This window comes from Tautonia rosea, assembly GCF_012958305.1.
GTDB classification, from domain to species: Bacteria; Planctomycetota; Planctomycetia; order Isosphaerales; family Isosphaeraceae; genus Tautonia; species Tautonia rosea.
Window position 1 is genome coordinate 73,085 of the sequence record NZ_JABBYO010000015.1, and the last position, 21,620, is coordinate 94,704.

Below are 21,620 nucleotides of genomic sequence, written 5' to 3' on the forward strand. Positions count from 1 at the left end.
GAGAGGCTCTTCCGTTGAACAGTCTTCGTCGGTCACCGACGATCCACACGGAGCAGGACGGATTCAGAACGCTCGAACGGATTCTCCCACGGTCTGAACGTCTCGGAGTCGGATTGCAAAGGGATCGGACAGAGAGCAGGAATCGAGTCATCGAGATGCCTGGTCCTGTCTGTCATCCTCTTCGAGAGATCGGGTGTTTAGGACTGATCTCAACGCTCAAGGTGTTCCCGGGCCAACTCGCGAAGCTTCCGGAGATCCAGTTTGCCCGAACCGAGCACCGGAATGGAATCGATGGGGACGAAGTCGTCTGCCGAGGGAATCCAGAGTTTTGGAAGCGGACTGTCCTGAAGCTTGCGAACCAGTTCTTTGGGTTCGAGAGGTAACTCAGGCGTATACAGGACAATCAGGCGTTCGCCTCGCTTCGGGTCAGGCACCGAAGTCACCGCCGAGACGGCCTCAACCACGCCGACAAGCTCCTGGATTGCGGATTCAACCGCGCCATGCGGAACCATCTCGCCGGCAACCTTTGAGAATCGATTGAGCCGATCGGTGATGATGATGAATCCATCATCATCAACCCGTCCCAGGTCACCTGTCCAGTACCAACCGTCTTTTAGGACCTCGGCGGTCGCTTCAGGCCTGTTCAGGTAGCCCTGCATGATCTGAGGGCCCTTGACGCAGATGATGCCCTCACTGCCTTGCGGCAGATCCTCGCCCGATTCCGGATCAACGGTTTTGATAATCGTTCCCGGGATTGGCTGGCCCACCGTTCCCGGCCGGTTGCCGGCAACCATCTGCCCGCTCAACGACCTGTGCTGGAGGGGAGTATTGACCGACACAACCGGCCCGGTTTCGGTGCAGCCGTAACCCTCGAGTGGTTCGATTCCCCAAAGATCTCGAATTTGCTGAGCGAGCTCGGGTTTGAGCTTCTCGGCGCCGAGGACGAGCAACCGAACCGTGCTGAAGTCTTCTCGCTTGCAACGCTTCAGGTAACTCCGGACGAAGGTCGGGGTCGCCAGGATCACCGTCGCCTTGTGCTCGCGGGTCAGTTTTGCCACCACCTGCGCATCGAGCGGGTTTGGGTGGTAGACCGCCTTCAGGCCGAGGCACGCCACCGTCCAGAGCGGAACCGTGTACCCGAACGAATGGAAAAACGGCAAGATTCCCAGCACGACATCTTCGGGCACCAGTTCGATCTGGGAACGAATCTGTTCGGCGTTGGAGAGAATGTTGCGGTGGGTCAGCACCACCCCTTTCGGTTGGCCGGTCGAGCCTGAGGTGAAGATGATGGTTGCGGGGGCCTCAAGCTCCTCGTCTCGAAGACCGGGAAGAAACGATCCCATAGCTGAGGTCGGCACGAGAAGCGCAACGGCTGCGGCCCAGGCCTTGTCGCTCGGGCCGACAAGCGTGGCAATGTCTTCCAGGACGACAATTTCTCCCTTCGGCGTTAACGGGATGCGCTCAAGCATCCGTTTCGAAGAAAGAACATGCGTGATTCCGGCCTGATCGATGGCCGAATCGACCGACTCCTGATTCGCCGTGTAATTCAGGTTCACGGGTACCCGTCCCTGAAGCGTCAGGGCCAGGTTCGTGACGGCCCCCGCGCACGTCGGCGGCAACAAGACGCCCACATTTTTCGCCGGTCCGATGACCCGCTCAAGAACTCGGCCGAGCGCCAGGGCCTTGATCAGTGCCTGGCGGTAGGTGAGCGACGCACCAGTACTATCAACGAACGCAGGAGCTCCTCGTCGAGCTCTTGCCGTGGTTACAAACGCTCGACCGAGTGAACTCCAGCGCGCCGGTAATCCCGGGAGCGGAGTAAGGGGAGCGGGATCGTTCGCGACCCCGGTGGGGTGCGTAGCTGCTTGCAAACTCATTTTTGAACACTCCCGACCTCAGGAGGGGCGACGCGAGGGGATGATTCGACGAAAAAACGCCCTCCGCGACGTCGTTACTGACCATAAGGGATCGGATCGTCTCAAGCAATGGAGACTCGCTCGACGGTGTTGATCCTCCGTTCGAACCGGCCTCGGACTCCCGACCCGCTTACCGTTCGTCAGAGTTCCCTGCGAGGTGAGCGTTCCACGGTGCCAATGCCCTTGCATCGACTAAAAAAAAGAATGTCAGGACGCTCCTCTGAAATAATCGAGGCACCCCGAGCATCATACCTGTTGAAGTCAGGTGAGGGCCTTGAATGGAGGAACCGATTGAACCAGGGCGATTGGCGATGCCCGGCGATCCAACTCCCGATTCCCATCGCCTGGAGGCCGAAGTCGTCGCTCAGTTGTTCGACGTACACGGCCCGGAGGTCTACCGGTTGCTCCTCGGAATCCTCCGCGATCCTCATCAGGCCCAGGATGCGTTACAGGCAACCTTTCTCAAGACCCTTGAGCGCGGGCATCACGCATCGAGCGAAACATTCCGTGGATGGTTGTTCCGGGTGGCCGCTCGGGAAGCGCTGGCGCTGCGTCGCGATCACGATCGCCGTCGGCGTCATCAACAAGGCCTCGGTTGGCTGAGGAAGGCTCTCGACGTCAACCCGAATGCAACCGACGACCCGTTGGTGCGTAGCGAACAAATTGAAGCGGTTCGAGCGGCGATCGGCGAACTCGCTCCTTTGGATCGTGCCATCATCCGATCCCGGATGTTCGAGGATAAGACCTTCGCTCAGATTGCTGAGGATCATCATTTGCCCCTCGGAACGGTTCTGACCCGCATGCGAAGGGCGCTCAAACGTCTCTCCCAACAGCTCCACGATGAGGACGAGCCATGACCGTTTCGGATGATTCAGACGACCTCGCCTGGCTCGCCTTCCGCTATGTCACCGGTGAGCTTGACGATCCGACGCGCTCGGACTTTGAAGCCCGCCTCCTTGATGATCCTGAGGCGTGTGCCGCTGTGGCAAACGCCGTTGGCCTGATCGGGGTCTGTCTTCAGATCAAATCGGTCGATGCCAGGGAGCGTTTCGTCCGACCCCTGCGCAGGCGATCCGTCTTCGCCCTGGCAACCATCGTTGCGGCGGCTTCCATTCTGCTTGCAACCATATCAAATCCTTGGAATCAGCCTTTGGGCGAACCTGGAGGAGCCTCGGAACCGCCAATCGCCCTGGAGCTCGCCTGGGTGAGCCTCCAGCGTGAGGCGAGTCTTCCCTTTCCCGAAGCGGAACCCGAAGACTGGCAGGTTGATCCCTCGGCCGAGGACGAGGTTTCGATGCTCGAACCCAACCACGAGCCGACTCCAAACCCTCCCCAATGGCTCCTGATCGCGGTCGATCGTGTCGGTGATTCAAGTGATTCGCTACTCAGGCCCTCGGAGAATTGAGCCGATGCGGCGCGTGTGGATCCTGGTCCTGGTCCCCTTCCTGACGATCCTCGCCGCAGTGATCTCGGCGCAGGACGCAGATACAGATCCGAAGGACCCGCGAAATTCCACCGAGGCGACCCCGAACGTGGATCGAGAGCGACTTGCCCTCGATTTCGTGCGATCGCACCACGAGGAACTGGTCGAGTTGCTTGGCTCGCTTCGGGCCACGAACCCGGACGAATACAACGAGGCCATCCGGGAGCTGTTTCGAGCACAAGAGAATTTTGTCCGCATTCGGCGTCGCGATCCCGATCGTGCTGCGCTGATGTTGGAAACCTGGAAGGCCGGTTCTCGGGTCCAACTGCTCGCCGCTCGTCTCATGAGCAAAACAAACGCTCCACGTGAGGCCGAGCTGCGCCAGGCCCTGACCGATCAGCTGGCCGCACAGCTTGCCGTGCAGAAATACGATCGAGCCCAGCTTCGAAAGCGGCTCGAACAGCTCGATGCCTCCATCCGCAAACACGAAGAAAGGGCCGACGCTGTGATCGAGTCTCGGCTCAATGCGGTTCGGAAAAAGGTGCAACGCGTTCGTCGACAGGCCGAGAAGGCGGAGCAGGCCCCTTCGGCGTCCCCTCCGGTTCGTACCCAAGGAGAACCCTCGTGAGGAATCGATCCTTCGCCCTCTGCCTCGCGGTTCTGATCACGATCCTGGGGACCGGATCCGACGGTCTGGCCTCAGACGGACAACCGCCCCTCTCGGCTCGCTTTGCCCAGGATCAGGCAGTCGAGATTCCCGACTTCCAACGGCATGTGTTGCCGCTCCTGAGCCAGATGGGTTGCAACGGACGCTCGTGCCACGGATCGTTCCAGGGCCAGGGGGGCTTTCGCCTCTCCCTGTTCGGCTACGATTTCGCTGCCGATCACGACGCCCTTCTGGCCGACGACGAAGGCCGCGTGGACGTTGAAGCCCCGGAACTGAGCCTGATCCTCGAAAAGCCGACATTGACCCAGCCCCACAAAGGGGGCCAGGTGCTCGAATACGAGACCTGGCAGTACCACGTGCTCAAGCGTTGGATCGAGGCCGGTGCCCCACCCGCCGCACAGGATGCAAGCTTTGAACGGCTTGAAATCATTCCCCGTGAGATCGTTTTCCAGGCCGACGGCCAGGTGACGCCCCTTCAAGCAATTGCCCACTGGTCCGACGGTTCAATCGAGGATGTGACCTGCCTGACACGCTTTCAGACCAATGACGAGTCAATCGCTACGGTCGATCCGACCGGTCGGGTCACGAGCGTCGGCCTCGGAGACACCGACATTGTCGCCTTCTACGATAACGGGGTCGTTAGCACCCAAGTCATCCGGCCCGTGTCGGATCGCGTTGGGGAAGCTTATCCCGAGATTGCCTCTCCGACCGAAATTGATCGCCTCATCGTGGCCAAGCTCGAAAAGCTGGGTATCATCCCTTCCGAGATCTGCTCGGATGAAGAGTTCCTCCGTCGCGTGAGTCTCGATCTGACCGGATCACTCCCCACACCCGACGAGGTTCTCGCCTTCGTCGCCGAATCCGACCCGGAGAAACGATCACGCAAGGTTGAGGAATTGCTCGAACGCCCCACGTATGCTGCCTGGTGGACTAACTTCCTGTGCGACATCACCGGAGCATCACCGAGGAATCTCAACGGGACCGCGCTGCCCAACGAGATGGCCCGCCAGTGGTACGACTGGATTTATCAACGTGTCGCTGACAACACACCCTACGATGAGTTAATGGCCGGAATTATCCTCGGAACCAGCCGGGCCGAGGACCAGTCGTATCTGGGTTACATGAAGGAAATGGCCGGTTACTTCCGGAGCGACGATCCCGAAACCTTCGCCGATCGAGAAACGATGCCCCACTTCTGGGCACGTCGCAATCTCCGTCAGCCCGAAGAAAAGGCGTTGGCCTTCAGCTATGCCTTCCTCGGCGTTCGGCTCGAATGTGCCCAGTGCCACAAACATCCGTTCGATCAGTGGACCCAGGACGATTTCAACCAGTTCACCGCGTTTTTCCAGCCAATTTCGTACGGAATCAATCCATTCGTGCGGACTCAGGTTCGCGAGCTTGACCAGGAAATTGGCGTGGCTGATCAACCGGCTGGTCAACGACGGCGGGTGTATGGGAAACGACTCCGCAACGGCGAGATTGCACCGTTGGAAGAAGTCTACATCAACCAAAACCGGATGCGAGCAGCGGCCGGCGGCTCCTCCTCCCGATCTCGAGGGGGCCGTGTCTTCACTCCTCGGGTCCTCGGTGGCGAAGCAATTCCGCTCGCCAATGTCTCCGACCCTCGCGAGCCGTTGATGGAATGGCTCCGCAGCGAAGACAACCCCTATTTCGCCCAGGCGTTCGTCAATCGCGTGTGGGCCAATGCCTTTGGCTCGGGAATCATCAACCCGCCCGACGACATGAACCTGGCCAATCCTCCCAGCAACCCGGCCTTACTCGACTATTTGACTCAGGGGTTCATCTCAAGCGGTTACGACATGAAGTGGCTCCACCGAGAGATCACGTGCAGCCTTGCCTATCAGCGCAGCTGGCAGCCGAACGAAACGAACCGGCTCGACGAACGAAACTTCAGCCGAGCGTCGGTCCGCCGCCTCCCTGCCGAAGCCTTGCTCGACGCGGTTCGTCAGGTGACAGCGGCCTCCAATCAGCTCGAATCGTTTGCCCGGACGGCCGACGAGCGATCGTTCGGGCCGTCTCAGAGCATCGGAACTGCTCGAGGGAATGCGAATTACGCCGAACGAGTGTTTGGCCGATCGCTTCGCGAGACAAACTGCGATTGCAGCAAGTCCGTCGAACCGAATCTCCTTCAGTCCATCTATCTCCAGAACGATCAGGACGTCCATGCCGCCCTCGACCGTCGCGGGGGTTGGGTGCAGTCGGTGGCTCGTCGCTCAGACAACCCGCCCCCCCCTGACGAACTCATTGCGGAGGCCTTTCTCCGAGCCCTCGGACGTCTCCCGAATGCCTCTGAACAGGAGGCCTCCCGCCACTATTTCGACACGTCGGAATCATCTGATCAGGGGTTGCGCGGTCTTCTCTGGTCCCTGGTAAACACCAAGGAATTCCTGACCAATCATTGAGCCCGGCTCCGTCTGAGAACCTCGGCCCGAGCGTTGCCGGATCGGTCCGCAACGCTCGGGTCATCTTCCTGTTCAAATCGGCCGTTGATGTTCTCTGATCCTTTCGAGTCATTGACCTTGCCCTAACGTTCTCGCTGGAGGAGTCCATTCATGGCTACGAGCCGGACGTGCGACGGTGTCCGTCGCCGCGATTTTCTCAAGATCGGAGTCCTCGGGGGAACCGGGCTGACGCTCTCCACGTTCCTGCGACTGGCCGAGGCCGGGGAGGTGCGTGCAGGACGGGCGACCTCGGCCATTCACATCAATCTCGGGGGTGGACCCTCGCATCTCGATACGTTCGACCCCAAGCCTGAGGCTCCTGACGGGATTCGAGGCGAATTCGAGACAATTTCCACGGCGATTCCTGGGGTCTCGATCAGTGAACATCTGCCGAAATTGGCTCAGTGCGCCGACCATTACACGATCATTCGTGGGGTGAGTCACTCCGTCGCGGCGCACGATCTGGGGACGAAGTACCTGAACACCGGCAACCGTCCTCTGCCGTCCCTCGTCTTTCCTGGTTATGGAGCGGTGGTGAGCAAGGAACTTGCCTCTCCCCGCGACATCCCGCCCTTTGTGGCCATCCCAAACACGCCGCAGGTCGCCGGATATCTGGGTGTCGAATACGCTCCGTTCAGCACCCAGAATGCCCCCCGAGCCGGTCAGCCGTTCAACGTGCGGGGTATCTCGATCGGACGAGGATTGACGGTTGAAGAAGTGGGCCGGCGTCGGAACTTGCTCCAGCAGATTGACCAGACCTTTGCGGGTTATGAATCGAGCGACCTGATCAACGGGCTCGATGCCTTTTCGCAGCGCGCGTACGACATCATCAGCTCCCCGCGATCGCGAGAGGCGTTCGACATCAGTCGAGAGTCTCAATCGGTCACTCGCCTGTTCGGTCGCGATCCCTTTTCCCAAAGCTGTTTACTCGCCTCACGGCTGGTCGAATCGGGTGTTCGGTTTGTCGCAGTTTCGCACGGTGGTTGGGACACGCATCAGGATAACTTCAACCGCCTGAAAGCCCGGAATCTCCCCGAACTCGACGCCGGCCTTTCCGGTCTTTTCCTGGCCCTCGCTCAAAAGGGCTTGCTGGAATCCACGCTCGTCATGGTTTCCGGAGAGTTCGGCCGCACCCCGAAAATCAACCCGAGGGGAGGTCGAGACCACTTCCCCCGAGCCATGTTCGTGGTCATGGGAGGCGGTGGGATCGCTGGCGGCCGCGTCATCGGAGCCAGCGACGAGACCGGTTCTGGACCTGCCTCCGGCTCCGGTATTGCCCCCGACGATGTCGCGGCGACCCTCTTTACTTGCCTGGGCATCGATCCTCAGGCCGAATACCACACCCCTACCGGCCGACCCGTCGCCATTGTTCGAAACGGCACTCCGATTACCGAGGCGTTCGCCTGATCTGATCGTCGCGCACTCTTCGCGCGGTGTGATCGTGCGAAACTGAGTGCCCCCGCGATGGAAGTGAACTGCTTCGATCGCGGGTGCGTGTTCGTTTCATCCCCTTCTGTCAACCCGCCCGATCGAGGCTCAGGACGAACCCTGGAAAACCCCCAGCAGCCACAACAAGATCCCAATCCCTTGCAGGCCGGTAATGACACCCATTGCGAGTACGAACCGCGACTTTCGGCGCTTGTGACCAAGCCCGCCAATCCCGATCCAGGCTCCCACCGATCCGCCGATGGCCGCCAGGCCGAGCAAGACTGCCTCGGGCACGCGTCGACCGTCTCGCACCGCTCGATGTTTATCCCAGGTCCAAACTGCGAGAGTCGCGGCATTTACGAGGATCAGCCAGGCAACCTGCCACGGCAGACCGATCATGACCAGGCCGATCGTCGCCACGACGAGGAACCCGAGCAGTCCCACGGCTGCCGTGCGAGCAGGCGTCAACCCGACCGATCCCGGAATGACTCGCACCGCTCGGGGCCCTCGATCACCTGGCTCAACCGAGAACCGAACCCGCTGTCCCGGACGCAGGAGACCACCCCCTTCGATCGCCGAAACGTGAACGAATACGTCCTCCTTCAGAGCCGAAGTCCGGATGAATCCAAATCCACGATCATCGTCGAACGAGACGACGACTCCCTGGGCCTCTTGACTCATCCCCGTGTCTCCTCCTGATGATCAGACGAGCTGGGGCGGTCGCCCTCCACTCGGATCAGCTCAGGACGCTCAGTTCCGGCCCGGAACTGTTTCAACTGCGCCATTTCGTCCCAGATCCGGGCAAGGACCTCAGGGGCCAATTCCGGCGATTGATGGGCCTCGACCACGTGTTGCTCAAGTTCCGACCGCAGCGATTGAAGCCGCGATCGATCCATCCGACCGGTCCCGACCACCTCCTCAAGCATGGCCTGAGTGTCGGTGACGGCCTGCTCCCAGTCCTTCTGATCGATCCCTCGCGGTTCCAGGAGGGCCAGTTTGGCGACGATCGGAACCACCTGAGTTTTCCCAAACGCGATACGCTCCTCGATACCCTCCCGCCAGATCGAAAAAAGCCCGTAGAGCACTCCCCAGACGATCAACAGTCCGACGACCCCGGCCCCAACAAACCATCTTCCGGACACTCCACGACCTCGGATCGCCGAAAATCCGTTACCTCGATCATCGACTCGGATGCGAGGGACGTTCGGTGGGATTCCATGTGATCGTTTGAACATCGCGATGCCGCTCCCACAGCCGAGGCAATTCGTCCACAGCGAACGTAGTCCCATCGGCCTCGGTCTGTTTTCTTGTCGAGCAGAGGAACCGATCTGCCTCGATTGTAGACCGCGGTCCCAGACTCCAGCGACCCTCAGGCGGGTGTCTCCGGCATTCGTAATCGCGAGAGTACCCGTTTCAGGTCGGAGCGGCCTGCGGGAATGAGGGTATACCCTGCCACAAAGGCCAATCCCGCGAGGCACAAATGGCTTGCCAGAGGAACGAGCCGCATGACCGAGTTGGCACTGTTGGGGTCAGCGGAGAATCCGGTTCCTTGAAGCAACAGGCTTGTCACAACCATCACCGAGGCTCCCATCGCTGGGGCCAGCAGGGTGCGTCGCAGATACACTCGGGGTTTCACGTCAAGCACTCGGAAGGTGTAGATCACTGGGACAAGCAGGTTCGAGAACAAGGTGGTCAGCACCGTCCCCCAGATCACTCCCGCGACCCCGAGCTGGATCGTGAGGAAATAACTCACCGGCAGATTGACCACCGCTCCCGCGATCGCCGCCACAGCCACCACGGCCAGTTTTCCCAGTCCTGTACAAACCTGTACATGGACCGCGACCAGTAAGGGAATCGTGGCGACCAAAAATAGCCGCATCAAATGGGTCAGTTCCGGGATTTCCCCTGGAAACTGTGAACCAATCCAGAGTTCCAGGAACGGACCAGCGTACAGAAACGCCATCACACCGATCGACAGGACAAACGCTGAATGCAAGCGAGCCCCGTCATACGTGACCCGGTCGAGTCCTTCACGATCTCCGGCCGCTGCCAGGCTGGCGACGGCGGGCATCACGAAATAGGCAAGGGTCCACCCCATCTGCCTCAGTTGCAGGAAGGGGCTACTGACGGCCGTGTAGGCGGAGACCGCCTTGGCAGGAGCCTCCAGTACGAAACCAAGAATCGTCGTGTCGATCTTGTCGGCCAGCACCACGCTCAACTGGATCAGGAACATGAAGACGCTGAGCTGGGCCAATCCCTTGAAGTCTCGCAAGCCCACCCGAACAAACTTCGGCCGATAATCCACCTCGCGTCGGATGACCCAGAGCGCCGGGCCGAAGCTTAGCGCAATCGAGACGACGGTCTGGGCGATGACGATCGTCAGCAACCCCGCCCCAAGCGCAATGCCGCCGATCAGAACGACAAACCGGACCGCGACGATGAGAAACTCGTAACGCGGGAGCACTTCATAGCGTCGAGCCGCCTGAAGGATGCTTGAAACGACCACGCCAATGCCATAGCTCGGCGAGGTCAAGATCTGGATCCAGAGTAGCTTCACGATCAGGCTGTAATCGTTGCCGCTGAACTTCGAATAGGGCATGACCCCGTACGCGATGACCAGCAGCACCAACGACTGCACCAGCGCAATCGCCGCGTAAAAGAGTGTTCCGCAGGTGATCGCCCGATCCACACCGCCCCGATCCCCCCGCGTCCAGCGGTCGGACACCTCTCGCTGCAAGGCGGAGCTCATCCCAAATTCCAGCAGAAACTGGAAGAACCCAAGCCCCCAGGCAAAGCGATAGGCGCCGAATTCCCCCTGACCAAACGCCCCGATCATCAAGGGGACGCTCCAGAAGGCGGTGAGTGCCTGCAAAGGAGTCCGGAGCGCAAGCCAGAACGTGCCGCTGAGAAGTTTTCCCAGGATCGGCGGTAAGGGCCGAGCGGTTGATTCCGACTCGGTCGCCGAAGGTGAGGGAGACGGCGGTGGCGGGGTCACCGGCTTCAACGTGGTCGAGCTCACGGGAATCCGTCCCCGCCGATCGAGAGACATCCTGGTTCGTTCTCGAAAACGCCGGAGCTGGCGTGTTGCCCGGATATCTTAGCCGTGATCGAAGTGGGAGGATAGGTCAGTTGCTTCGGACCCATCGAGCAGTTCATCGGGAGTGTTCCACAAGATGCGATCGCTTTCTCCGCTTGCGATCAGACATGCAACATCTTTCGTCCCGATCTGCGTTCCGGACCTGTTCGACCGAAGCTGTTCCATCTATGATAGATGGGTTCACCCGACCGTTGAGCCCGCACCAAGACCCCTTTCCTTTCTGAGACGAAATGGCGATGTCGCGACCCAGGTCATTTTCGCTCCTGACGCTGCTGGCGAGTGTCGGCCTTTTCTCGACGTCTTCGGTCGTCGAGGCAAAGCAAGACCCCCAGATCGGCCAGACGTTCCGCATCCCTTACCGCTTGACCGAGACGAACCACTTCATCGTCCGGACCCGGATCAATGGCAAGGGACCGTTCAATCTTGTCGTCGATACCGGCGCCCCGGCCCTCTTCCTCTCGGAAGAAGCGGCTCAATCCTCGGGCCTGAAGCTGAACGACCGCCGCTACTTCACCCGGATTGACCGTCTTGAATTCGAAGGGGGCGCCGAGCTTGACGATGTTCAGGCTCGGGTCGAAGACATCTTTCAACTGGTGGGCATGAATGCGCTCGGGCTTCCTGGCGTGCGCATCGACGGCATGCTCGGCTTCAATGTGCTGGCACGTTACAAGATTGAGATCGACCCGACCGACGACCGCATGACGTGGACCCGGCTTGATTACAATCCCCGAGACCTCCCCGACCCTGGCCGACGAGGCAACAACGCCCCGGCCGAGGTCCAGGCGATGGGATTGCTCGGAGGAGTGGCCAAGCTCGCGGCCGTCTTCGTCGGCAAGCAACCAGAAGACCAACTCATTCCCCGAGGCTTCCTCGGGCTTGAACTCAGCGAGACCGACGGAGTGTTGCTCGTGACCGGAGTCTTGCCTGGTTCCGCCGCCGAGGAGGCTGGAGTCGCCCCTGGTGATCGGCTCGTGAGGGTGCTCGGCCGTTCAGTTCAATCGCTCGACGAGGCCCGATCGGCCATCTCGCGTATTGAGCCTGGCGATCGTGTCGAGGTTCATCTCGTCCCTGCTGAAGGCGAGGCCGATGACGACGCTCAGAAACTGACCCTCACCGCCGGAAAGGGACTTTGACACCATGAGCCTTGCACCAAAACGCCAGCCGATGGCGATGGCTACCGCCGCCTTGCTCCTGTTTGGCCTGGGGGCAAAGTGCTTGGAGCCGACCCCACAAGTTGTTGCGGAGCCCGAAGTCAAGGTTGACGTCCCCTTCGAGATGCTCCCCTCGAACCACATGCTCGTTGCCGTCTCGCTCAACGGAGAAGGCCCGTTCAACCTGATTTTCGATGTCGGTTCCCCCGTCACGCTGATTGGAAACAACGCGGCGAAGCAGGCAAAGATCATCGACGGGAATGCTCCGTTTGCCTTCCTCTTTGCGGCCCGAGGAGAAGCTGAGGTCGACTCCATGCAGGTCGGCGACTTGACCACCGAAGAGGTCCCTGTGATCGTCATGGATCACCCGGTCGTCTCGGCACTCGGGCGCATGCTCAACAAGCCGATCGACGGGCTTGTCGGGCACTCCTTCTTCGCCCGATACAAGACGACGATCGACTACCAGGCCAAGGTGATGAGCTTCGAGCCGGTCGACCACGAGATCCGCGACTTCATCAGCGGACTCCCCGATCGGATGATGGGCCCCAAGGTCGCCCGTCGGATCATTCTTGAACCGGCTGCACTGTTTGGGATCACCCTGGAAAACTCCTCGGACGAGTTTCCCGACGGCGTGGTCATTGCCTCGGTCGTTCCTGACTCTCCCGCTGCCCTTGCCGGGCTTCAGGCCGGCGATGTGATGACCACGCTCGACGGCCGGTGGACGACGAACGTGGCCGACGCCTACGCCGCCGCATCAAAAGTCGAACCCGGACAGGAAGTCGCGGTGATCGTCCGTCGAGAAGGCGAGGAGATCTCCCTCTCAATCACCCCGAAGGCCGGCTTCTGAGCGTCGATCGGCTCACGGTATCCAACCGTTTTCTTGCAACCCGAAGCGAGCCCTTGATCTCGCCTCGGGTCGTCTCATTCTGCGGGACTCAGGCACCGAACTTCTGAAGCCGGTTCGCATGGGCCATCGCCAGTGGCATGATGTGCTTGGCAAGAATCTGGCCGAGCCCGCCTCTCATGCACGGGCGCTCGCCGAAGCTCGTCACCTCGTCGGGGCGAACCGTCGCCGGAGCCCAGATCAAGAGCGGAACCGGGTGGAAGCTGTGCGACTTCATCCGGCTTGGCGTCGAGTGATCACCGGAAACGATTACGACATCGGGGTTCAAGGCCATCAAGGCCGGCAATTCCTTGTCGAGCGCCTCGATCACCTTGACCTTTTCGGCGAAGTTGCCGTCCTCGCCGGTGCTGTCGGTGTACTTGTAGTGGATGAAGAAAAAGTCGAAATTTCCCCACTGCTGCTTGGCCACCGCAAACTGATCGGCGATTGTCTTCCCCGGCTCCACCACGGTCATGCCCACCAGCTTCGCCAGACCGCGATACATCGGATAGACCGCGATTGCCGCTGACTTCAAGCCGTAGACGTCCTCCATTGTGGCAATGTCTGGGAACTTGGCGAACCCTCGCATCATCAAAAAGTTGGCAGGCTGTTCGTCCTTGAGAATCTCTTTCGCCTGACGGAGAAACTCGGCGGCGACTTTCGCCGTCTTCTCAGAACCGGGATCGGTCGCCTTCGGCTGTAACGTGTGCAGTCCGGTCTGGAGCGGGTCGGTATCGAGTACCTTGTCCCCGAGCCCTTCTCCTCGGAATCGGACGACCAGGCGATACTCTCGAACCGGCTTGACCAGAGTCTCCACCCCGTCGATCTTCACCCCTTCCGCCAACTTCGCCACCAGCGTCTCGCCCACTTCCGACGGAATCCGGCCCGCGCGGCGGTCGGTCACCCTCCCCTCAGCGTCAATCGTGCAGAAGTTTCCCCGAATCGCGACGTCCTGCGGACCGACCTCCACGCCGATCCCGAGCGCCTCGAGCACGCCTCGGCCGATCTGATATTCGATCGGGTCGAACCCGAACAGCCCCAGGTGTCCCGGCCCCGAGCCCGGCGCAATGCCGTGAGCGACTGGAATGCTTAACCCAACTGTTCCTTCCGTCGCCAGGCGATCGAGGTTCGGCGTATTCGCCTCCTCCAGTTCCGTTGGCCCGCCCGGCTCGATGGGCAATCCTCCCAGACCGTCAGCAATCAGCATGACGATCTTGGTCTTATTGTCGTCTCGGAGTTGCTTGATGAGTTCCTGCTGATTCATCGCGTGCGGGCTCTTTTTTTTGCGTTCGGCGCTGGGGTGATTCAGGGGTCGTTCAATCGCACCGGTGAGACGGCATTGTGACCTCCATCGACCCACAAGGTCAACTCGGCTCCTCTCCCCTTCGTTTTGCGGAACGACCGGGAACCTCCCTCTACCGATTCCTTGTCGGTTGTGCTAGAATTTCTTACATCGTCTCGGGAAACAGTCCGTTTCTCGATTCTGTCCTTCTACGACCGCTGACTTGCCTTGCCGAAGTGGCGGAATGGCAGACGCGCCGGACTCAAAATCCGGTCCCCGCAAGGGGGTGTGGGTTCGAGTCCCACCTTCGGTACTCGCGACGACACCGGCCGTCAGGTATGACGGCCGGTGTTTTTCCTTTTCCTTCCAGAGGCTTGCGGCGAGTCGCGTCTTCTCCTCCTTCGCCCGTCTCGCCGTCATCCTCGCTGACGGTCGATGACCCGGGAAGTCCCGGGGCGTCAGCCGTTTGGGCAAGCCCGGTTGCAAACCCTTCGGCCGGGGAGAGTACAGAGGGCGGGGCCGGCAGCCGGTCGACTTTGGACTCGAGATCTTCGAGCTGAAGGCGAGTGGAGGCGTTCACCGACAGGTTGAGTGTGCAGTGGCGGGCAATCAGCTGGCTTTGACCAGCGGGACGCCCGCCCGGTCCAGTGCGATGACGAGTTGGCTGCGGGGGGCGTGAAAGTCGAACGTCTCTCCCCACCCGTCCATGAAGAGGATCCTGGTGATTTCCAGGACGGCCTGATCGGGAAGGGGGCGATCCGACTCAACGGCGATCGGGTCGACGCCAGATCGGTCGTATGAGCCGGTTCATTGCTTCCCGAGGGGAATCAGAGACATTCCTCCCGGCTCCCTGGTGCTGGGAGTGACCTGCAAAGTAAACCGGCCGGCGGCCGAGGTGATGCGAGGTCGGATCGATCACGCCTGGCGGGATGACGTAGAGCAGGCCCGGCGTGCTCGCGCTGGAGACCTCACGATCACCCCGCCTCACATACCTGAAGGTTTTTCCCGAAAAAGGCCTCGGCCCCAGTTGGAAATGGATTTCCATCTTGGTGCGGGAAAGCCTGACCACCGGCTCCTCAATCGCATGGCGACCGGGGGCGCGATCGGAGTCCTCCGGTCGGACCGACCAGAGGGTCGCACCGAGCCCTGGCCCTGATCTCGCTCGTCCTCGGGTGCTTCGGGACCGCTCCCACCACCTTCACCCAGGTGATCGCCGAACCGACTCCTCACGAGAGTGTTCGACGCCATGTCCCCGCGTGTTCGAGGCCCACCTCGGGGCAAGGCCGACCCGAAAGTAACGTGGGGCACTGGCATGGTTCCTCGGCAGGCCATAGACTGTAAAGAAGGGGCACCTCTTTATTCATTGGGAAGCGGCACAGCCAGCGCCGTCCGGAAACCTTTCCCCCAGACGCCGACGCTCCCAGGAATTCTTGAGTATTCCCGGGCGGGGAGGCATCGATGGTCGATTCGAGAATCCCTGCAATCTTCGACGCCGTGCCCGATGCCCTCGTCGTGCTTGACGAGCAAGGGACCATCATTTGGCTCAATCCCGGCACGGAGTCGCTCTTCGGCTATCGCCGTGAGGAACTTCAAGGTCGTCCCGTGGAGACTCTGATTCCAGACGGGCTCCTGTACTCGGACCGGGGGGACAACGGCCGAGAGCCTCCGCGTCGACCCATTCGAGAGGCGACCGGGATCGAATTGCTCGGTCGGCGCAAGGACGGAGCCAACGTCCCCGTGGAGGTCCGAAGCAGTCGGGTTGAGGGGGATGAGCACCTCATCGTCTGCGTGGTCCGGGACATCACCGAGCCGAAGCGGGCCCAGGAGGAACTGGATCGCTTCTTCCGGCTCTCGCTCGACATGCTCTGCATTGCCGGGCTCGACGGCTATTTCAAGCGGCTGAATCCCGCCTGGCAACGCACGCTGGGCTTCACCGTCGAGGAACTACTGGCCGAGCCGTTCCTGAGCTTCGTCCATCCGGAGGACCGTGAGGAGACCCTGGCGGAGGTCCGGAGGCTTTCCTTGGGCGTCGACACCATTGCCTTCGAGAATCGCTACCGCTGCAAGAACGGTTCGTACAAGTGGATCCTCTGGAACGCGACCCCGTTCCTCCACGAGAGCCTGATCGTCGCCGTTGCCCACGACATCACCAATCGGAAGCGGGCCGAGGATCAACTCCGCGCACAGAACCTCCGCTTGCAGGAGGTCGCCCGCTCCGAACGCCAGGCTCACGAGGCGTTAAAGCAGGCTGAGGTCCAGTTGGTGCAGTCCGAGAAGCTCTCTGCGCTCGGCCAGATGGTGGCCGGCGTCGCCCACGAGATCAACAACCCGTTGGCCTATGTCAGCAACAACATCGCCGTACTCCGCCGCGACTTTGGCGACCTCCGAGACCTGGTGCGGCTCTATCACGAAGCCGAGGCCCTGTTCGATGAGCGGTGTCCCAAACTCGTGGCCCGCATTCGGGATCACGCCGATCGGATCGACCTCCCCTACATCCTGGCGAACGTCGAGGGGTTGATCAACCGCTCTGGGGAAGGACTCAAACGGATTCAGGGAATTGTTAAGGATCTCCGGGACTTCGCCCGCCTGGATTCGGGGGGGCTGAGTGAGGTCGACCTGAACGATTGCCTTCGCTCGACCGTGAACATCATCGCCGGCCGTGCCACGCAGCAGGGTGTGGAGGTGGTGCGAGACCTGGCCCCATTACCGTCGATCACCTGCGATCCGGGCAAAGTGAACCAGGTCCTCCTCAACCTGATGACCAACGCTTTGGACGCCTGTCCTGAAGGAGGCACGATGACCCTGCGGACCCGGCCCGCCGCCGGAGGCGTGGAGATTCACGTCATCGACACCGGACAGGGCATCGACCCGGCAATCCGGGGCAAGGTCTTCGACCCGTTCTTCACGACCAAGCCCCTCGGCAAGGGGACTGGCCTGGGGCTGAGCATCAGTTATGGAATTGTCCGGGACCACAGCGGCGAGATCACCGTGGAGTCGGTCCCCGGTCAGGGAACGCACTTCACAATCAACCTGCCTTCGGCGCCGCAGGGGGTCGTCCCCCCACCCAACCCATCAATTCCGATCAGCAAGTATAAGCAGAACTGAATTTTCATTCGCATCCCTTCGATGCCCGACTCAAGTTGGACGAGAAGGTTCGGATTGTCGTCACCCGAGATCCCCTTCCCCTTGCATCCACCACTGGCGACTGTGGACAATTCCTTTCCTTTTCATTCGGCACGGTGTATGGCCGCCGACCCTCGATGTCCAAATCCTCGTCGGTCGGGCGGATCGTCCCCTCTCAGGAAAGCACCGTTCACCGCCACCAGGGTGACGAAGTGGAGCGGCTGATCGAAGCCGATCCCCCGCCGGGGCAGTCTTGCCCACCTCGGCAAGGCCACTGACGATCCCGCCGCAGCGGGTGAAGGATGCACGGGGCGAACTTGAGGATCGGTGAAGAAAAGGTACGATCACGTCCTTTCCCCAATAACTATGACAGTTGACCAGGCACTTGACATGGAGCGCTCTGATCACGCTTTCAGGGAAAGAAATCTGGAGCGGGAGGGGACTCGACCTTCCCTTTGGATGCAGCACGAGTTCAGGTCGAGCGATCTCCCGCAACGTGTGGTCAGAAAACCAAGATGAAAGCGAGAAAAACACGCTTCGCCGACCTCAAGATCTGGTCCCGTCAAGGGAGTGTGGGTTCGAGTCCCACCTTCGATATTGACCCACTGAGAGACACTCAGCGGGCCTTCTGTTATTGATCTGTCGCTCGTGTCTCGAGGCAACGCGCGGTGCGAAACCCCTGCGTCTCTTGCCGTGGTTCGCTGATTCACGAGGATCAGACGGGCCAGGTCCGAGTGACGAGCTTGGCAATCTCGATGTAGACCGGAATGCCGATCGTCACGTTATAGCTGAAAGTCAGTCCCAGTGACGCGGCCAGAGGAAGCGTCGGGCTGGCCTCGGGAATCGCCAGCCGTTGCACTGCCGGGACGGCAATGTACGAGGCGGCGCCGCAGAGAACGGCAAAGAGGGCATAGGTCCCCAGATCAAATGGTTCGCCCAGGGCCATCGAGTAAGCATGCGCCACTCCGATGCCGATGGACGCAAAAACGTTTGGCGCAAGCAGGCCGAAGGCAATAAACGAGGGGCCAGCGACCTTCAGATCTTTGAGCTTCTTCGACGCGGTCATCCCCATTTCCAGAAGGAACAGGCAAAGCAGGCCTGGGAACAAGTCAAGGAAGACGCGGTCGTCAGGACTGGTCACGTCGGTCCCCTGCAACCGGCTCACGAAGCCGATCAGAATGCCGGCGAACAGCAGGTAAATCCCGGGGTTCAAGAAGACCTCGTGCAGCAACTCCTTGCTAAACAGACCAGGCTGCCGTCCTTTGGGGGAAGGGGTTTGCACGCTCGATTGAACCGTATGGTGGCCGTGAGCGTGTTCTTCGTGCTCAACGTATCCCCGTTCCAGGGCCATCTTCTCCTCGTCTTCGACCTCCAGTTCGTGTTGGAGCTCGTAAGCTAGATCGTGCGGCTTCGCGGGACCGGGGGAGTAGCCTGGCTCGTCGGCCGTGTTCCCCTCCTGATCCATGCCCCGCTTGCGGAGCATTCCGACGAGGACCAGCGCGACGAGACATCCGGGAATCTCCATGATCGCGAGCATCACCGGCATATAAGGCGCATACGCCAGGTTCAGCGAGGCGAGCACGCCGAGGCAGGTAACAAACGTGCCGGCCGAATCCGATCCGTAGTATCCTGCCACCGTCGCAGCGTCGATCCGACGCAGTCGGGTCAAGGTCCTCAGCATGACGAAGGCAAGCAGGCCAATGCTCAGGTTCGTTACGAAGCCGACCCCCATGAAGCCCAAGGCCGTTCCAATCGACGAGCTGTCAAGTTCTGCCAGCTCCTCGCCGCCGTGCCAGCCGATGGCAATGAGCAGGTAAATTGTCAGACCTTGATAAATCACATAAGGGAATTCAAACTTCACGCCCAGCAGCGGAATCAAAAAGCCGGCGTAGAAGAACAGCAGCAACGGCTTGAACAAGTTATGTCGGAAGTTCTCCCAGAACTCGCCGACCATCCCGGCCGGAGGGTCCTCGACGGTGATTCGCGTCGGGACTCCCTGCGAATGAACGACTGTTAGGGGCTGTCCCGGCCTCAGGTCATCAAACCCGATCCGCTGGCCGCCGAAGTGCCGAACGATCACCTCTTGCGAAACGGGGAAGGTGATCGGTTCGGTGGCACCCTGCTCCTCGATGACGAGGGTTCTGGCCTCGGTGTCGATGGCGCGGATGACACCGATCACCTCGTTCTCGACTCGAATCGCTGCTGCCACCACGTCATCGTGGACCACGACGTTCGTCCCCACCTCCAGGTGGTCCAGGTCGATCCCCTGTCGCCCATGAACTTCGATTGCCGTGGAGGGGGTGATCGTGACGGTGACCTCGCGTCCGGTGCCCGCTTGCACCACGATCACCGACTTGGCGTCCCGATCGACCTCTTTGACCGTCCCGATCAAATCAGCGCCAAGGGAAGGGCTTGCACCCGTCACTCCTGCCATCACCAGGATCAAGACCCCAACCACGAGGCTCCGCAAGCGAATCATTCGGATCATCACCGCAGCACTCCTTGACTTGAAATGGGCACGACCGAAGCGAATCGGTTTAGGCTACGCGCCGCTCCCGAGACGCCGAGAACGGCCCCAACGCAACGCACCGAGAATCCAGGTCGAAACGCGGCACGCGACGGGACGAGTCCACGAGCGTACCGATCGTGTCATGGTCGATCCCACGCAGCGGTCCCCGAGCGGGCCGCGACGGGGCGGAGCGAGCAAGGAAGGACGCCGGGCGCATCAACGACGGCGTTGACGCGGGGCGATCAGGGCTGCTCTAGCAGCGGAGTCGAGTTACCGGCCGTCGAGAACAGACCGGCGAAATGGTGCAACGACGTGCCGATGCCTGGTGATGCGCATCGATCGGGAGAATTGCCAGCGGTACAAGTCCGTCAGAGCCAGAACCGCTCGATTCTTCTTCCGATTCCGACGCAGTGGCGAGGACTGACTCCTCCACACCCGCTTGGGAGCCCTCGGAGGGCGACCCAGAGACCGGCCGCTCCCAGCCAAGCACGTACTCGTCGGCGATCACGGTCTGCGGGATGTGGTCCTCAAGCTCAACAACGAACTCCCTCCCGCTAATCAGCGAGAGGAGTACGGCAAGCCAGAGGAAAACCACGCGACCACTCATGAAATGGTGGGTCCAAACCGTGGAGGAGGAGGAGAGGCTTCAGAGAATAGCGCACAAGTCAAATCTAGGGAAGATGAGATCACCGCGTCAAGGTGCGATCGAACGGTCTTCGCTCCTTCACGCTCGAAACCACGCAATCCGAGAAGTCATGACTGGAAATGGTGTGACGTCCGTTGGCAATCCGTCCGGGCATCATCCACTCAACCCGGCCGAACAGGGGAGTCTTGCGAGAACTGTCCACCGGCCTCACAATTCGATCCCCGTGACTCGGAGCGTGGGCTTCAGGTCCAACCTCGGGACGTCTTGCTGTTCGATGAGCATCGGAGTTTCGTTTCCATGAGTGATCGCATTATCATGCGGACGGGAGAGGCCCTGGTCGAAGGCGATGAGGATTATCTGGCCGCCGAGCCCGAGGTTGTCATCGGTGAGCTTGACGGCCCCGTTGGCCACGCACTGGCCAACCTGATTGGTGATCAGGTGAAGGGGCATACCAAGGTGTTCGCCATCCTCAACAGCGATATCCAGGTCCGCCCTGTGACCGTAATGGTCAGCAAGGTCACGGTCAACAACGCCCGATACACCAACATCCTGATGGGAACAGTCCAGGCGGCCATCGCCAATGGTGTGCTCGACGCCGTCCGGGCGGGCGACCTTCCCAAAGCGAAGGTCAACGATCTCGGAATCATTTATTCCGTCTGGCTCGACCCGAGTGTTTCTGACGTCGAATCGCTCGACCACGACGCTCTCTTCCGCATCCACCGCGAGGCCACGGCCAAGGTCATCCGCAAGGCTATGAAGCACGAACCTTCCATCGACTGGTTGCTAGAGAATCAAGACAAGGTTGAGCATTTCTATCACCGCCTCGGGCTCGACGGTGAGTTGTAATTGTTGATCTACACCAGAATTGCGATCGTCCTTCGGGGATTCGGGGCCTGATCGGTTGACTCGGTCGAGCCCCTGAGCCTCTTGCGTTTCAGGACACTCATACCTTGTGCGAAGCCAATTCGTACGACACCATGAAACAAAGGAGCATCGCGGCCGGGCAATGCCGCGATCGGCCCGTAACGCCCGT

General features: G+C 60.6%; 15 protein-coding genes and 1 tRNA gene. 10 read left to right on the forward strand and 6 right to left on the reverse strand.

Features of this window, described 5'->3' with window-relative positions; translation table 11 throughout:
* Window positions 1-209: 209 nt before the first annotated feature.
* Window positions 210-1,877 (reverse strand): AMP-binding protein, encoded by a 1,668-nt coding sequence (locus HG800_RS21910; protein ID WP_169979525.1) that lies wholly within the window; start codon window positions 1,875-1,877, stop codon window positions 210-212.
* Window positions 1,878-2,194: 317 nt separating this feature from the next.
* On the opposite strand from HG800_RS21910, the gene HG800_RS21915 reads away from it, so the two are divergent.
* From HG800_RS21915 to HG800_RS21935, 5 genes are all read left to right on the forward strand, one after another.
* Complete coding sequence (locus HG800_RS21915; RefSeq protein WP_169979527.1) at window positions 2,195-2,773, forward strand: RNA polymerase sigma factor; 579 nt, start codon at window positions 2,195-2,197, stop codon at window positions 2,771-2,773.
* A complete protein-coding gene (locus tag HG800_RS21920) occupies window positions 2,770-3,321 on the forward strand; it encodes a hypothetical protein (RefSeq protein ID WP_169979529.1) in 552 nt (183 codons plus the stop codon). The genes HG800_RS21915 and HG800_RS21920 overlap by 4 nt, the downstream gene beginning before the upstream one ends.
* 4 nt (window positions 3,322-3,325) lie before the next feature.
* Window positions 3,326-3,967 carry a hypothetical protein gene (locus HG800_RS21925; RefSeq protein ID WP_169979531.1) on the forward strand — a complete coding sequence of 214 codons (642 nt, stop codon included), beginning with the start codon at window positions 3,326-3,328 and terminating at the stop codon, window positions 3,965-3,967.
* Window positions 3,964-6,429 carry a DUF1549 domain-containing protein gene (locus HG800_RS21930; protein ID WP_169979533.1) on the forward strand — a complete coding sequence of 822 codons (2,466 nt, stop codon included), beginning with the start codon at window positions 3,964-3,966 and terminating at the stop codon, window positions 6,427-6,429. The genes HG800_RS21925 and HG800_RS21930 overlap by 4 nt, the downstream gene beginning before the upstream one ends.
* A 150-nt stretch (window positions 6,430-6,579) precedes the next feature.
* A complete protein-coding gene (locus tag HG800_RS21935) occupies window positions 6,580-7,875 on the forward strand; it encodes a DUF1501 domain-containing protein (RefSeq protein WP_169979535.1) in 1,296 nt (431 codons plus the stop codon).
* Window positions 7,876-8,004: 129 nt separating this feature from the next.
* On the opposite strand, the gene HG800_RS28295 is transcribed toward HG800_RS21935, so the two are convergent.
* From HG800_RS28295 to HG800_RS21950, 3 genes are all read right to left on the reverse strand, one after another.
* Window positions 8,005-8,577 carry a cold shock and DUF1294 domain-containing protein gene (locus tag HG800_RS28295; RefSeq protein ID WP_169979538.1) on the reverse strand — a complete coding sequence of 191 codons (573 nt, stop codon included), beginning with the start codon at window positions 8,575-8,577 and terminating at the stop codon, window positions 8,005-8,007.
* Window positions 8,574-9,038, reverse strand: coding sequence for a hypothetical protein (locus tag HG800_RS21945; RefSeq protein WP_169979540.1), 465 nt, complete (start codon window positions 9,036-9,038; stop codon window positions 8,574-8,576). Before HG800_RS21945 ends, HG800_RS28295 begins: the two co-directional genes overlap by 4 nt.
* 227 nt (window positions 9,039-9,265) lie before the next feature.
* Entirely contained in the window at window positions 9,266-10,915 is a 1,650-nt protein-coding gene (locus HG800_RS21950) for a lipopolysaccharide biosynthesis protein (protein WP_315852087.1), read from the reverse strand.
* Window positions 10,916-11,229: 314 nt separating this feature from the next.
* Here HG800_RS21950 and HG800_RS21955 point away from each other — a divergent pair, with 314 nt between their 5' ends.
* Both HG800_RS21955 and HG800_RS21960 read left to right on the forward strand, forming a co-directional pair.
* Window positions 11,230-12,126: a retropepsin-like aspartic protease family protein gene (locus HG800_RS21955; protein ID WP_169979544.1), complete on the forward strand. Its 897-nt coding sequence runs from the start codon at window positions 11,230-11,232 to the stop codon at window positions 12,124-12,126.
* Window positions 12,127-12,130: 4 nt separating this feature from the next.
* Window positions 12,131-12,991 (forward strand): PDZ domain-containing protein, encoded by an 861-nt coding sequence (locus HG800_RS21960; RefSeq protein WP_169979546.1) that lies wholly within the window; start codon window positions 12,131-12,133, stop codon window positions 12,989-12,991.
* Window positions 12,992-13,079: 88 nt separating this feature from the next.
* On the opposite strand, the gene HG800_RS21965 is transcribed toward HG800_RS21960, so the two are convergent.
* The gene (locus HG800_RS21965) at window positions 13,080-14,291 is read right to left on the reverse strand and encodes a 2,3-bisphosphoglycerate-independent phosphoglycerate mutase (RefSeq protein ID WP_169979548.1); all 1,212 of its coding nucleotides are present in this window, start codon (window positions 14,289-14,291) and stop codon (window positions 13,080-13,082) included.
* 248 nt (window positions 14,292-14,539) lie between these two features.
* Here HG800_RS21965 and HG800_RS21970 point away from each other — a divergent pair.
* Both HG800_RS21970 and HG800_RS21975 read left to right on the forward strand, forming a co-directional pair.
* Window positions 14,540-14,622 (forward strand) — tRNA-Leu (locus tag HG800_RS21970).
* A gap of 1,145 nt (window positions 14,623-15,767) precedes the next feature.
* On the forward strand, window positions 15,768-17,414 hold the full coding sequence (locus HG800_RS21975) for a PAS domain-containing sensor histidine kinase (protein ID WP_169979551.1): 1,647 nt from the start codon (window positions 15,768-15,770) through the stop codon (window positions 17,412-17,414).
* Between the two features lie 733 nt (window positions 17,415-18,147).
* On the opposite strand, the gene HG800_RS21980 is transcribed toward HG800_RS21975, so the two are convergent.
* A complete protein-coding gene (locus HG800_RS21980) occupies window positions 18,148-19,386 on the reverse strand; it encodes a sodium-dependent bicarbonate transport family permease (protein WP_169979652.1) in 1,239 nt (412 codons plus the stop codon).
* Between the two features lie 1,498 nt (window positions 19,387-20,884).
* Here HG800_RS21980 and fae point away from each other — a divergent pair.
* On the forward strand, window positions 20,885-21,433 hold the full coding sequence (gene fae / locus HG800_RS21985) for a formaldehyde-activating enzyme (RefSeq protein ID WP_169979553.1): 549 nt from the start codon (window positions 20,885-20,887) through the stop codon (window positions 21,431-21,433).
* The last annotated feature ends 187 nt before the right edge of the window (window positions 21,434-21,620 follow it).

Excerpts from the sequence above, each read along its gene's own strand:
- HG800_RS21910 (WP_169979525.1), bottom strand. The coding sequence starts at position 1,877 with ATGAGTTTGCAAGCAGCTACGCACCCCACCGGGGTCGCGAACGATCCC.
- HG800_RS21915 (WP_169979527.1), top strand. The coding sequence starts at position 2,195 with ATGGAGGAACCGATTGAACCAGGGCGATTGGCGATGCCCGGCGATCCA.
- HG800_RS21920 (WP_169979529.1), top strand. The coding sequence starts at position 2,770 with ATGACCGTTTCGGATGATTCAGACGACCTCGCCTGGCTCGCCTTCCGC.
- HG800_RS21925 (WP_169979531.1), top strand. The coding sequence starts at position 3,326 with ATGCGGCGCGTGTGGATCCTGGTCCTGGTCCCCTTCCTGACGATCCTC.
- HG800_RS21935 (WP_169979535.1), top strand. The coding sequence starts at position 6,580 with ATGGCTACGAGCCGGACGTGCGACGGTGTCCGTCGCCGCGATTTTCTC.
- HG800_RS28295 (WP_169979538.1), bottom strand. The coding sequence starts at position 8,577 with ATGAGTCAAGAGGCCCAGGGAGTCGTCGTCTCGTTCGACGATGATCGT.
- HG800_RS21955 (WP_169979544.1), top strand. The coding sequence starts at position 11,230 with ATGTCGCGACCCAGGTCATTTTCGCTCCTGACGCTGCTGGCGAGTGTC.
- HG800_RS21960 (WP_169979546.1), top strand. The coding sequence starts at position 12,131 with ATGAGCCTTGCACCAAAACGCCAGCCGATGGCGATGGCTACCGCCGCC.
- HG800_RS21965 (WP_169979548.1), bottom strand. The coding sequence starts at position 14,291 with ATGAATCAGCAGGAACTCATCAAGCAACTCCGAGACGACAATAAGACC.
- HG800_RS21975 (WP_169979551.1), top strand. The coding sequence starts at position 15,768 with ATGGTCGATTCGAGAATCCCTGCAATCTTCGACGCCGTGCCCGATGCC.
- HG800_RS21980 (WP_169979652.1), bottom strand. The coding sequence starts at position 19,386 with ATGGTCGGCGAGTTCTGGGAGAACTTCCGACATAACTTGTTCAAGCCG.
- fae (WP_169979553.1), top strand. The coding sequence starts at position 20,885 with ATGAGTGATCGCATTATCATGCGGACGGGAGAGGCCCTGGTCGAAGGC.